Source organism: Actinomycetota bacterium, from assembly GCA_018333515.1.
GTDB lineage: Bacteria > Actinomycetota > Aquicultoria > Aquicultorales > Aquicultoraceae > Aquicultor.
Window position 1 is genome coordinate 25,451 of the sequence record JAGXSZ010000016.1, and the last position, 13,000, is coordinate 38,450.

The 13,000-nt window shown below is 44.8% G+C and carries 11 protein-coding genes, 3 tRNA genes and 1 pseudogene; 6 read left to right on the top strand and 9 right to left on the bottom strand.

The window, feature by feature from the left end:
• Nucleotides 1-24: 24 nt before the first annotated feature.
• The 5 genes and pseudogenes from KGZ93_03830 to KGZ93_03850 form a co-directional block, all read right to left on the bottom strand.
• Nucleotides 25-1,652 (bottom strand): annotated as a pseudogene (locus KGZ93_03830) (IS1634 family transposase).
• 293 nt (nt 1,653-1,945) lie between these two features.
• Nucleotides 1,946-5,068, bottom strand: a complete 3,123-nt coding sequence (locus KGZ93_03835) for a type I restriction endonuclease subunit R (GenBank protein MBS3908740.1) — start codon at nt 5,066-5,068, stop codon at nt 1,946-1,948.
• The gene (locus KGZ93_03840; GenBank protein MBS3908741.1) at nt 5,055-6,224 is read right to left on the bottom strand and encodes a restriction endonuclease subunit S; all 1,170 of its coding nucleotides are present in this window, start codon (nt 6,222-6,224) and stop codon (nt 5,055-5,057) included. The genes KGZ93_03835 and KGZ93_03840 overlap by 14 nt, the downstream gene beginning before the upstream one ends.
• 8 nt (nt 6,225-6,232) lie before the next feature.
• A complete protein-coding gene (locus KGZ93_03845) occupies nt 6,233-7,336 on the bottom strand; it encodes a virulence RhuM family protein (protein ID MBS3908742.1) in 1,104 nt (367 codons plus the stop codon).
• The gene (locus tag KGZ93_03850) at nt 7,336-8,919 is read right to left on the bottom strand and encodes a type I restriction-modification system subunit M (GenBank protein ID MBS3908743.1); all 1,584 of its coding nucleotides are present in this window, start codon (nt 8,917-8,919) and stop codon (nt 7,336-7,338) included. Before KGZ93_03850 ends, KGZ93_03845 begins: the two co-directional genes overlap by 1 nt.
• Before the next feature lie 285 nt (nt 8,920-9,204).
• Between KGZ93_03850 and KGZ93_03855 the strand changes: the two genes are divergently transcribed.
• From KGZ93_03855 to KGZ93_03865, 3 genes are all read left to right on the top strand, one after another.
• The gene (locus KGZ93_03855) at nt 9,205-9,423 is read left to right on the top strand and encodes a hypothetical protein (protein ID MBS3908744.1); all 219 of its coding nucleotides are present in this window, start codon (nt 9,205-9,207) and stop codon (nt 9,421-9,423) included.
• A gap of 144 nt (nt 9,424-9,567) precedes the next feature.
• The gene (locus KGZ93_03860) at nt 9,568-9,873 is read left to right on the top strand and encodes a phage integrase SAM-like domain-containing protein (GenBank protein MBS3908745.1); all 306 of its coding nucleotides are present in this window, start codon (nt 9,568-9,570) and stop codon (nt 9,871-9,873) included.
• Entirely contained in the window at nt 9,870-10,376 is a 507-nt protein-coding gene (locus KGZ93_03865; GenBank protein MBS3908746.1) for a site-specific integrase, read from the top strand. Before KGZ93_03860 ends, KGZ93_03865 begins: the two co-directional genes overlap by 4 nt.
• A gap of 95 nt (nt 10,377-10,471) precedes the next feature.
• Here the strand turns inward: KGZ93_03865 and KGZ93_03870 are convergent.
• The 3 genes from KGZ93_03870 to KGZ93_03880 form a co-directional block, all read right to left on the bottom strand.
• Nucleotides 10,472-10,545: transfer RNA gene (locus KGZ93_03870), tRNA-Arg, on the bottom strand.
• 78 nt (nt 10,546-10,623) lie between these two features.
• A tRNA-Gly gene (locus tag KGZ93_03875) sits at nt 10,624-10,696 on the bottom strand.
• Nucleotides 10,697-11,379: 683 nt separating this feature from the next.
• Nucleotides 11,380-11,658 (bottom strand): hypothetical protein, encoded by a 279-nt coding sequence (locus KGZ93_03880; GenBank protein MBS3908747.1) that lies wholly within the window; start codon nt 11,656-11,658, stop codon nt 11,380-11,382.
• 294 nt (nt 11,659-11,952) lie between these two features.
• Here KGZ93_03880 and KGZ93_03885 point away from each other — a divergent pair, with 294 nt between their 5' ends.
• The 3 genes from KGZ93_03885 to KGZ93_03895 are packed head-to-tail and all read left to right on the top strand — an operon-like array spanning nt 11,953 to nt 12,876.
• Nucleotides 11,953-12,228, top strand: coding sequence for a type II toxin-antitoxin system prevent-host-death family antitoxin (locus KGZ93_03885; GenBank protein ID MBS3908748.1), 276 nt, complete (start codon nt 11,953-11,955; stop codon nt 12,226-12,228).
• A 2-nt stretch (nt 12,229-12,230) separates the two neighbouring features.
• Entirely contained in the window at nt 12,231-12,653 is a 423-nt protein-coding gene (locus KGZ93_03890; GenBank protein ID MBS3908749.1) for a putative toxin-antitoxin system toxin component, PIN family, read from the top strand.
• Nucleotides 12,654-12,666: 13 nt separating this feature from the next.
• Nucleotides 12,667-12,876: a hypothetical protein gene (locus KGZ93_03895; protein ID MBS3908750.1), complete on the top strand. Its 210-nt coding sequence runs from the start codon at nt 12,667-12,669 to the stop codon at nt 12,874-12,876.
• Here KGZ93_03895 and KGZ93_03900 read toward each other — a convergent pair.
• Nucleotides 12,865-12,942: transfer RNA gene (locus KGZ93_03900), tRNA-Pro, on the bottom strand. The two genes, KGZ93_03895 and KGZ93_03900, sit on opposite strands and share 12 nt — an antisense overlap.
• Between the last annotated feature and the right edge of the window lie 58 nt (nt 12,943-13,000).

Here is a 13,000-nt window from a genome sequence, read left to right on the forward strand (position 1 = left end):
GGGTGGCTAAAATGCGTGTAGTGCCTACGGGGTTATCTCGAAGAACTTCGGCGGCTCTTTGATCTTTAGATCGGCAAATATCGCTTTTTGCAGCGGCGTCGTCTCTGTTCGCTGCAGAACTCTGCCCGCAGGGCCGGAAAACTCGCCAAGGTGCAAACGGTTTAGTTCTGTTTTGATTGTTCTCCAGGTCTTCTTTGTTTTGATTTCAGCTATGCGAATGATAAGCAGAGCTAAGAAGTATAAGGTAACGTGCGCACGTATACGGTCCTCTTTTCTATGATGAACGGGGCGAAGCTCAAGGGTGTGTTTTAGATCCTTAAACCCCCGCTCGACTTCTAAGAGTTGCCTGTAGCCAAGGGCTTGTGTCTTCGGAAGAGAGCGTGTCATCTGAGGTTGAAAGCAGGAACTTGCCGTCGAGTCGTTCTTCGGCCTTTATCTTGGCCTTGTTGATTGAGAGCGTGCCGTCTGCTTTTTGTTTAAGGTACCGCCCCATGCTTTTGTTGCTGCGTAGCTCGCACGCCGCTTTTTTGTGCGGGGCTCCTTTGAGCTGTTTGATGTTGGCAAGCTCGTTCTTTAACCGTGAGATGGTGTGCTCGCGCATCTCTTTGTCCTTTTTAGCTTCAGCCGGGTTGTAGCAGAGTATATAGCGCTTTCGCCGCTCTCCATTTCCGACCACGATCTCTTTTACCTTGAGGTTGTCTTTTACCTGCCTGAATCTACCGGCCCGCGAGAGGGCTTCTTCCGCTAACGGGCTCCCCGATCGAAGTTTTTCCCCGGCGATGTAGCCGCCGCCTGCTCGTTGCATGTAGCGCAAGTTTTCCTCTGAGGTAAAGCCTCTATCCACCACCATGATGACCCTGCCCAGTTTCCAGTCCCGAAGATCATCCTTAATCCGCTCGACGAGGGACATATCGGCGGTGTTTCCCTGAAACGTCCAGGAGCGAACCGGGATCCCCTCACGTGTTACCGCAAGGCCCACCACTACCTGGGGACTATCCTCTCGGTGGTCTTTTGTATTGCCGTATTTTCGAAACTCGTCTTCGCCCGCCTCGAAGTAAGTGGAGGTGGTGTCGAAAAAGAGCAGATCGACTTCTAAGTTAAGCAAGTTGGCGACAGAGAAGAAGACTTGCTTTTGTATGGCCTCGTCGGCTTCGAGCAAAAAATCCATTGCGCGGTAGGCGTGGTCGTCGGTTGCCTCTGATATGTTCTCAATCACCACGTCGTCTTTTATCCAGGAGACGGCTGAGAGCTTCGACAAGCGGGTTAATTGCCCGGTTGGCGACGAGAGCAAAGAGGGTGCGCTCGACATCGGTATCAAAGCGCCTGTTTTTGAGAAGCTCGCCTATGGCTGATGCGATACCTACTCGCTCCCAGAGTGTATCCATTAGATAGGCCGTCCCATATGGCTTTGACGAGATAAATGAGATATCCGGGGCTGCGCCTGCCTCAAGGGCTACACCGGGCTCTAAAAACCTGGAGATGCTTTTTACTAGACGCGCGAGGGCATCCCGGTCAAGCTTATCTTCTCTGCCGAAAGAGTAGACCACATTGGCCTGGGCTTGGCCTTTTTCGTTTCTCTCGTTATGTGCGAGCTGAAGATAGCGCACAACTGAGCCGTCTTTGTTCTTGCGGCTGATAGTTCTTAAATACATGCCTATATGGTAGGGCAAGCATACCTTAATAGTCAAGGTAATAACTGGTAAACGTGTGCCTACGCTTTTTCAGCGTTTCTGGCACTCTGCAGACGGCTGAGCTGGTGCTTTAGATTTTAGGTAGGGTAAAAATGCCTATTTACTGTCGAAGATCGGTTAAAGTCTCTGAGCGCGCACTTGCCCAAAACTCACTAAATGATTTCTCAACATCATCCACATTATCAATTTGGCAAGGCTTGAGGCTATTCCAATGAAAATATCGCGTCACATCAATTCTTTGCTTTTGTATATTGTTACAAACGCCCTCCGGAAATATCAAAGAACCGTTCAAAGAAGCGTGTCAATTTGCCCAAAACGCTCTCGCGCTTTTTGGAACGCTCTCCTCCGGGAGAAAAGCGTGACACCGGCGGCAAAGCTTTCGCTAAAGCGGTTCCTGTGGTTTCAACACTGCCGTTACGAAACGCGTTTCGCACAAATTTATAGGTTTCGTCGTGGTCAAGGTTTTCGTGCTTAATAATCTCTTCCAGTTCTTCAATCTTTTTCTTCTCCACATACTTCTGCCAGTCTTCATCCACGACCGAATGGATATCAAGCGAAGCGATAAACTGGTTGATAAGGTCTTTTTTGTTGCGCAGTTCAACGCTTGAGTCGATTGCCTTGTTAATGTCAACAAGCAGTTCGCGGTTCTTGATGTGGTCCTCGTGGTACTTTTTAACAAGCGCTAAAATATAATCAATATTGATCTCAATTTGTTTAATGAGCTCCATTTCAAACACGATATCATCGATGATATTTTCCTTTTCGCCTTCACCTGCCTTGCGAAATTCATTATAGAGGTCGATGTAGGCGCTGTGATAATCCTGAATGTCCCGCTCGGTTAAAATTTCATTACCGGCAAATTCATCAAATGCAACCAGGATATTTCTCACCCGCAAAATCGCGCTATAGAGCCTGATGAAATCCTTTTGATTTTGTTCCCCAATAATCCGCTCGCCAACTGGAAATTTATCCAACAGCTCTTGAACCAGACTGGCATAGCCGCGAACTTCTTTGTCGCCGTCTTTGTAGCCGTTGTAATACTCGTCATACGATTTTAAAAGCACAATCCCGCTGGCTTCTTTATCGCCAAAGAGGGCAATGGATTCATTGGTCGCTTTTTCCAGATTACGGAAGCAAACAATGTTTCCGAATGTCTTGACGGTGTTTAAGATACGATTGGTGCGAGAATATGCCTGCAACAAACCATGTAAACGCAGATTTTTGTCCACCCACAAGGTATTGAGCGTCGTCGCGTCAAAGCCCGTCAGAAACATATTGACTACCAGCAGAATATCAACCTCACGGTTTTTCACCCGTTCGCTGACATCTTTATAGTAATTCTGAAATTTATCGGAAGAGGTGTCATACGAAGTCCCAAACATGGCGTTGTAGTCTTTGATGGCATTTTCGAGAAAATCCCTTGAACTTTTGTCCAACCCGCTGGTATCTTCGGAGTTTTCGTCTATGACGCCGTCGATTTCTTCATCGTTTACGCCAAAGCTGTAAATAAGCGCTATTTTGAGTTTTTTATCGCTTGGCACGTCTGCTAACTGTTTTGTGAATTCAGTATAGTATTTTTTTGCCACATCGATGGACGAAACGGCGAAAATAGAGTTAAAGCCCGATAATCGGATTTTCTCCATAATCCTTTCAACTTTGGATCTATCTTTTGCCGTCACAATCTCCTCAATATTTGTAGTAACACTATGGGTAAAAGATCTGTAATTCCGTTTCGTCTTCTGATTAAAGTGTTCCATGATATACCGCACGATATTTTCTAATCGCTTCGGCGCCGCAAGCACTGCTTCCCGGTCGATGTCGCGCACTTTCTTGTCTTCGATGTCCTCGGCTTCGCGCACGGTGGAAACATAATCCACTTTGAAAGGTAAAACATTCTTGTCGGCAATGGCGTCCACGATGGTGTATGTGTGCAATTTATCGCCAAAAGCCTGCTCGGTGGTCTTAAAATCAGGACGGCCTCCTGAAGGGGCATTCACAGCAAAGATCGGTGTTCCGGTAAAGCCGAAAAGATGGTAGTTTTTAAACGCTTTGGTAATGGCGGTGTGCATATCGCCGAATTGCGAGCGGTGGCATTCATCAAATATAAGCACGATATGGCCGTCAAAAATCGTATGTCCTTTATTCCGTCCGATGAACCGGTCGAGTTTTTGAATTGTTGTGATAATAATGCGCGCGTTGGGGTCTTCGAGCTGACGTTTTAATATCGCCGTACTTGTATTGCTGTTGGCCGCGCCTTTTGCAAACTTGTCGTATTCGCGCATGGTCTGGTAATCAAGGTCTTTACGGTCAACGACAAAAAGCACTTTATCAACATAGGGCAATTTACTTGCCAGTTGGGCGGTTTTGAAACTGGTCAGGGTCTTGCCCGAACCGGTTGTGTGCCAGATGTAACCGCCGGCCCCCACGGAGCCGAGTTTTTTGTAGTTGGTGCTGATTTCGATTTTATTCAGAATTTTCTCGGTTGCCACTATCTGATAAGGCCGCATCGCCAAAAGCTGTTTCTCAGTGGTAAACACGCAGTAGCGTGTGAGAATATTTAAAAGCGCGTGTTTGGCGAGAAAGGTTTTGGTAAAATCCACAAGGTCTGTAATGGGTCTATTGGTCGCGTCCGCCCACCAGCTCGTGAACTCAAAGCTGTTGCTGGAACGTTTGCCTTTCTTGACGGCACCTTCACTTGATTCTTTGATATGTTCCGAGCGCGTGGTGTTGCTGTAGTATTTGGTGTGTGTACCGTTGGAAACCACAAATAACTGCACATACTCGAAGAGTCCCGATCCGGCCCAAAAACTCTCGCGCTGGTAGCGGTTAATCTGATTAAACGCTTCCTGGATCGCTACCCCACGCCGTTTCAGCTCAATATGCACGAGCGGCAGGCCATTGACTAGAAGCGCTACATCGTAACGGTTCGCTCTTTGTCCTTCTTCGGTGGAGTATTGGTTGATAACCTGCAAGTTGTTTTCGTGTATCTTGTCTTTGCGGAGCAGATAGATATTTTTTACTGTTCCGTCATCCCGTTTTAGATTTTTGATGTAGTCTTCCTGAATGGTGGTCGTCTTCTCGGCAATACTCTGGTTGGGATTTGCAATCTCTCCGGTAAAAAACGACGCCCATTCTGCATCGGAAAAAGTGAAGCCGTTCAGCTTCTCCAGTTGTTTGCGCAAATTGAGAACCAAATCGGCTTCGGAAGTGATGGACAGATGCTCATACGCCTGTGACTCTAACTGCTCAATAAAAGCGCGCTCCAGTTCCGCCTCACTCTGATACGCTTTGGCGGTACGGTATTCGGCAGCGTATTCGGCCACCACCGTGCTTTGAGGATTTTCCGCTACAAGATTGTATCTTTTATTGTTTGGCATGTTCTTTTTCCAACGGTTTAAATGTGAGCAGCTTGTCCCGGTAATATTCGTATTGTTTGCGCCGTGCATTGAGTTCTGCCGGTAAGCCGGCTGATATATCATTAACCAGCGCATCGAATTTGTCGAGAATTGAAACGATTCGTTCTTGTTCAACGAGCGGTGGAACGGGGATATTGTATTTTAAGATAGCATCTTTATCCCCACGTGGCATTTTCGCTCCTTTTGCAAATTGCATATCGTAGTCAAAAAATTTATCAGAAGACAATAAAAAATATAGGAACCTCGGAATAAATCCTTCTTTATCTTCATCATTAATTCGAATAACAATAACATCCCCGTTTGTGCCTCCGTTGTTAGTAGACAACCATATTTTTTTAAGATATGGTCGAATATTTCCAATAAGAACATCATTGATTTTATACTCAATTAAATTACCTGAAGTCGGTACATAGTTTGACTCAATTTTGCCTTGTTTGTTTTGTAATAAATTATCAACACCAACGTAGTTTGTATTATCAACACTATCAAATGATATTCGATTTTTTGGATAATGAACAACCTCCCCCAACGTCTTCCGCTCTACACCCTCCCCAAACGTCAACAACTCATCCCGATAATATTCATATTGCTTCTTTCTTGCTTCTAGCTCTGCTTCTAGCTCTGCTTCTAGCTCTGTAAAGGTATCCAGAATTTTCACAATCTCTTCTTGGGTTGCAAGGGGTATGATGGGAATTTTGATTTTCTCCATTGCATTACTCATGATTTTTGGGTTTCCCATTCCGGCGCTAACGTATTTTTTAGAAACTGTCGCTAAGATATATAAGAGGAACTTCGTATTTACACCGTCAACTTTAACTTTCAAAAGACCGCAAACATTTGTAATGCTAAATTTACCCTTGCGGTAGAAAATTGAACCGGCGTTTGCTCCGTCAGTTGTCCATGTCAGGTATTCTCCGTCATAGTCGTAAGTATTGATGCGTCCAAAAACACCATCGTCGACTGTTTGAGATGAATACACCGGATACTCGCCAACATTATTTCTGAGGTAATCTTTTGACATGACTCTGCCACGATTGATTTGGCAGATTTCACCAATACTCTTTAACCCCACCCCTTCTGGGCAGAGCTCGGCGATCAGTTTTTCGACCTTATTCAATGATCTATTCATGATGATCTTCCTGATTCAGGATCTTGTTTAGTTGACTTTTTTCCGCTCTCCAGTCTTTTTTCCATTTCATGAAAATCATCCGACGAGATAAACCGGTCAAAGTCGCTTTCAAAAACACCATCCTGCGTGATGCGGTATTTTTCGAATTCACTTTCTGCGAACTCTTTGGCTAGTTCATGGGATATTTTCCCGCTGTCGCGAAGCACTTCACGATCGGTCATGACGATAAATCTGTCCAGACGCTCTTCCCAGTCACTCATCGTCATAGGGATTTTTCGCACTGCCATATCTTCAGCAATATCCAGATATGCCGAAACGATGCGCTCCAGACCTGCAAGCTCAATTTTTTTGAGATAATTCTTCGCGATTGACACATCAAATTTTTGTATTTTCCCTTCTGGAGCGTCTTTCCAAGTAGTTAATCCCATGTGTTCCTTATCAGCACTTGCCCGTGCTGCAATCACCTCGGCCGCCGTCTGCCCATGAATCGCCCAATGCAGTTTATTTTGCACAGTAGCAAAAAAACGTTTCGTGGATTCGGCTGTATAATCATAATCAATCGCCGTAGCATAAATATCTGTAATTTTTTGATAAAATTTTCTTTCCGAAAGCCGAATCTCGCGGATACGGGTTAATAATTCCTCAAAAAATTGCTTGGATAAAATACTCCCGCCTTGTTTCAGGCGATCATCATCCATCGCGAAGCCCTTGATGGTGTAGTCTTTAACAATTTCCCTCGCCCACTTACGAAACTGGACCGCCCGCTCGTTTTCTATTTTAAAACCGACAGAGATAATCGCTTGAAGATTGTAATGCACGGTATCGTAGTTCTTACCATCAGAGGCAGTTATTAAGTATCGCTTAATAACTGAATTATTCAACTCGCTGTCATTAAAAAGTTTTTTAATATGCTGATTTATAGCGGAAACGCTCACCCCGTACAATTCCGCCATCATTTTCTGCGTCATCCAGATATTTTCATTCTCGTACCGCAGTTCAATACTTTGCCGACTATCACCTACTGCCGAGATATATGTGAGGTATTCAGCCGCAGAAGAACGGGCAAGCTGTTTCTTTGAAGGTTTCTTTACATCTTTCATTATCGGCTTCCCTCCAGGTCCGCCACTATCTCATCAATTGCTTTGCGGAGTTCATTCTGCCGGGCAACGATGCCGGAAATTTCGGCATTTAGTTTTTTGATATCAATCACCTCGCGGGTGTCTTTTTGCGCCACATAAGTGGATACCGCGATGTTATATTCGTTTTCTTCAATGGTTTTGTTATCCGCCAGCTTTGCAAAATGTTCTATGTCGGCGCGCTCAATAAACGCGTTTAATATCTTTTCGCGGTTTTCATCGCTCAGTTTGTTTTTATTTCCTCCGCGCACAAATTCGGCTGACGCGTCAATGAACAGCGTTTTATTGTCCTTCTTGCTCTTTTTGAGAACGATGATGCAGGTGGCGATGGTCGTGCCAAAGAAAAGATCGGGCGGAAGCTGGATGACGGTATCGATGTAGTTATTATCTACCAGATATTTGCGAATCTTCTGCTCCGCGCCGCCGCGATAGAGCACTCCGGGAAATTCAACGATTGCCGCCGTGCCGCTGGTGGAAAGCCAGGAGAGCATGTGCATGGTAAAAGCAAGGTCGGCCTTGCTCTTTGGCGCCAATACTCCCGCCGGTGAAAAACGCGGGTCATTTATGAGAAGCGTATTGTTATCACCATCCCATTTGATGGAATAGGGCGGATTGGAGACTATCGCCTCAAAGGGCTCGTCATCCCAATGCTTCGGGTCGGTAAGCGTATCGCCGTGTGCAATATCAAAGTGATTATAGTTGATATCATGCAAAAACATATTGATGCGACACAGGTTGTAGGTGGTCAGGTTGCTCTCCTGCCCAAAGAATCCTATTCGCACGTTTTCCTTGCCGAGAATCTTGGCAAACTTCAAAAGTAGCGAACCGGAACCGCAAGCCGGGTCATAGACCTTGTTGACTTCCTTTTTACCGACGGTCGCGATACAGGCCAGCAGTTCACTTACTTCCTGCGGGGTAAAAAATTCTCCTCCGGACTTGCCCGCGTTGGAAGCGTACATGGTCATCAAAAACTCATAGGCGTCGCCAAAAGCGTCGATCGTATTGTCATAGTAATTGCCCAGCCGCAGATCTCCAATTGCTTCTAAAAGTTTCACCAGTTGTTGGTTTCTTTTTTCTACCGTATTGCCGAGTTTGCTGGAGTTGACGTCAAGGTCATCAAACAAGCCTTTGAGATCGTCTTCACTGTCAGAACCTTTGGCCGAATTTTCAATGTTGCGAAACACTGCGGCCAGCGTTTCGTTAAGGTTGGCGTCGTGGCGCGCCTTGGCGCGGACATTAACAAAAAGCTCGCTAGGTAAAATATAGAACCCTTTTTCCTTTACCGTATCGGTACGACCAAACTCCGCTTTCTCATCCGTAAGGTTGGCGTAATCAAAGTCTTTATTACCGCTACGACGTTCGTCTTCATTGATGTAGCTGGTGAGATTTTCGCTAATGAAGCGGTAAAAAAGCATTCCCAAGACATATTGTTTGAAATCCCACCCGTCGACGCTGCCGCGCAAATCATTGGCAATCTGCCAGATAGCGCGATGCAGTTCTGTGCGTTCCTGCTCTTTTGTCGCGTTGTTATTTGTGTTATTATTCATAAATTGAATCCTTATAAAGATTAGAGCTTATTTAATAAGTATAAATACGAATACATTTGCTGCTCCCCATAATTGTTTTTGTTTTTCAGTCATAATTTTATTGGGTTGTTAATAAACTCATTTTAAAAACAGATAAGTATTTACTCAAGGATAACATTGCTTACTTCTTAATGCATTGGCATATATACAATCAGTCTCATTATCTTGAAGGATTCGAGTCACCGATATAGAAGATTAGCACAAAGGAACAAAGGGGTGATTACCATAAGTGATAGAAGTAGCTGTATGCGGGTACCAATAACCATGCCGCCAGATATGTTTGAGGGCTTAGAAGCGCTGAGCCTAAAGGCTAGAATAACCGGTGGGCGAAAATTGGCCAATACAGAACTGGTAAGATCGGCAGTTAATGTCTTGTTAAAGTCAAATATTGATATAAGCGGTTGCAAAAACGAAGAAGAAGTTGAAGAGAGATTCTTGATGGCCATTCTATCTAGGCCTAGCTAAGCATCTTCAGCTATGACCCTTATTAGCTTAGCAGCCAAAACCTGCTTGCTTTCACTTTTGCTTGCTAATTCTTCAATAGCGGTTTCAAGAAGAGGGTGCAGTTTATAATGCTTTTCTGTTGGCGGTAGCAATCCCGCCCGCTCAATCCCCCATTTTGGCAACTATAAGCTAACCAACATCACAACTGCAGCTATTAAGGAGTTTATATCAAAAGAGCACGAGGAAGGCCAGAAGCAAGAACATAAACTATCCCCACGCTCTATCCAGTATCACCTGGTCGTTTTAAAGGCAATACTGAAGACTGCCTGCATTGATGGATACTTAAAGCAAAACCCTGCTGAGTATGTTAAACCGCCAAGGCAAGAGAAGCAAGAAACCGAAGTATTAACCCCACAAGAAATTAAGCTCCTGTTTGATACGGCACAAGAGCCTTTAAAACGTTCTTTATGATAGCTGCACTAACTGGCCTGCGACGTGGTGAAATATTGGCCTTGCGCTGGTCTGATATCGACCTCGAAAAAAGGTTTATCTATGTCCGCCAAAATATTGTTATGGGCGTGATTGATACTCCGAAATCTAATACCAGCAGGCGCGTAGTTGGCATATCTGATAAGCTTCATGCAGCGCTGCTGAACCTGCAATTAAGTGCGCCCGAAGGCTCTGAATTCATCTTTTTGATAAAGAAAGAAGGTAATCTCTACGATGCCCCCCACATCTCAAGGATACAGTTCCACAAAGCAATTAAGGCTGCAGGAATAACAAAGAAGATCAGATTTCACGACCTTCGCCATAGCTTCGCTACCCTACTGAAAAACCAGGGAGTCCACCGAAACGATATTCAAGGCGTTGTGGGCCATTCTTCCGCGACCGTAACAGACATCTATATGCACCTAATGCCTGAGATTTATTCTAAGATTGCGAGCACTGCAGAAGACGCGATATTTAGCGAATAATTTTTTTTCTAGTTGTTGTTAGCAAATTGTTAGCAAATAAGCGAAAACCACCAGATATTTGCCTGGTGGTTTTCTTATATTCCCTGCTTATTTTGCACGCCCGATAGGATTCGAACCTATGACCCTCGGATTAGAAGTCCGATGCTCTATCCAGCTGAGCTACGGGCGCATACTTGAAATTAGAAACTACGAAAGGCCGCCAGGCTGAGGCCTTTGGCCATCTTCAGCGCTCAAAGCGCTTTTCTTGAGCGGACGACGGGATTCGAACCCGCGACCAACAGCTTGGAAGGCTGTGACTCTACCAACTGAGTTACGTCCGCATGTACGCTAGGAATTGCTTCCCCGACCTCACCCCGGGCGATGCTTCACTCACCCCGACAAGGTGTTATTCAATTCTTAGCAGCTCAAGAAAGTGCGAAATGCTTCTTTTAGCTGCGTTGAAATGATAGCAGAATTGCTTTGAAAAGTCGAGACGACGGTGACCTGTACGAAAACCGGCCACACATGATCCTCATTATTGTTATTCCAAATCTGGAGCAGAATTGCTCATTCCTAATGAATCACCGAGTGCATCAATTTAAGACACTAAGTGTCGATTATCGCTAGAAGAGACTGTAGACTCTGTATTATCACCCGTTTTGCCGGCACATTCAGAAGATTTGTGTAGTGTCACACAGTTCCGACCGCTCTTCTATTGGTGTATATTCCTGGGATAAGTTGCAGAAGCGTCAAGCTGAAGTTTTTGCCGCCTACCTTCTCATGCCAAAACTAAGGCTTACAACGAGGCATTTCCAAACCGCAAGATCGAACCTGGTTGAAGACTACGGCATTATGGAAAAGTTTGCGGGATTTCGGTTGAAATTATTGGAAGCTGTGCTCCAGCAAGATAATGTATCTACTCCTAAGCCAATAATATTATCATTTGTTAGTATATCGTAGATAACAGATTCTGAGTTTGTGAGTATCTCGATTCTACTATCAACAGGCTTACCCTTTTCAATTCTTAGGATGGCAAGGCCATTGTTATCTTGAGCTTTTTGTTCTTGGGCCGTGAAATCCAGAGCATTCCTGTTGGCTTCAGATGGCGTTTGAGTTTAGGGAATAGATCGTCCATCTCGGCCTGAGTTATAGTAAAGACATGAATATAGTCGAACTGTCCTCGGAGTTGAGAAGCAATGTTAAGAGTTGGCAGGTTTATAGCATCCAGAGCGGACTGCGGGGCATTCCCAAAGAATGCTCGCATTCCCTCTCGGATTCCCATCTTTTGTGATACATCTCTCATCGCGAATGCTCCTTGATTGCTTTGACGCTTTTGTGCGCCTAACAATGTTTATACTAATCCGTATAATACGCCAAAATTGCTATTTGCGCCCACATAAGACGCCTTGCGTATTCCGACGATTTCGGCCACCGATTCCGATTTATTCCGGCCGCTTTCGGAGCGAAGCGACGCCGGCAACTTAATTCAACCCGATTAGATTAAAAAGCCGGCGGTAAATAAAAATAATTTGGAAATAATATCCTTGATAATATAACTATATCAGTTATAATGACTGTATTAACTAGAGGAGGTGTTATGCAGGTGGAGAAAAAAGAAAACGCTATGACGGCCAGGAAAAACTTCGGACGGCTTATGGAAGAAGCACACTACCGAGGCGATGAGATCATCGTTGAGCGTGCCGGGAAACCAATGGTTGCGATTATCTCATACGCCGAATTTCAAGAGTTTAAACAGCAACGAAGGAAGGATTTTGAGATTTTAGACAAGATTAGGGCCAAGAATCAAGGCGCCAAGCCTGAAGAAGTAGAGGCTGCGGTTGAATCAGCGCTATCTAAAATTAGAAGAGGTTAAGCATGATTAAGGCATGCATAGATACCAATGTTTTTGTAAGCGGAACCATCTCAAGCTCAGGTGCACCTTTTGAGATACTTGAAGCTTGGCGGGACCGCGAATTTATATTGCTTGCCTCGGATGAGATTATTGCCGAGATAAGCAAGGTTTTAAATTATCCCAAGATAAAGAAGACCTTTTCTCTAACAGACGAAGAGATCGAGAAGGATTTATTGCTTCTTGGTAAGTACTCTCAGATAACCCCTGGCGAGCTAAGACTAGATATCATAACCGAAGATCCATCAGATAATATATTTTTGGCTTGTGCAGTCGAAGGCAAAGCGGACTTCATTATTTCCGGGGATAATCATTTGCTTCAAGTGGGCACCTATCAGAGAATTCAGATAATCACGCCTCGTGAGTTCGTCGATCAGCTAATATCTTAAGGGATGCGGGGCTATGAATAACAAATCATCGGATATTATAGTTACAAAACGGCGAAATTCAGATAGGCTTGATATTCAAAATGAGCTTGCTGACCATGAGCTTACAAAAGCATTAGAAGAAAGCCAAAAGCAGCACGAGTTCGGCGATGTCGGCACCGAAGTGACCTCTTTGATGCAATCTTTAATTCTTCGAGTTCGAATAAGAACTCTCTGGTCGGGGTGAGAGGATTCGAACCTCCGACCCCCGGTTCCCAAAACCGGTGCTCTAACCAAACTGAGCCACACCCCGAAATATACGGCATACCCTGAAGGTATGCCAGATGGTATTTTAGCACATAGTCGGTGGA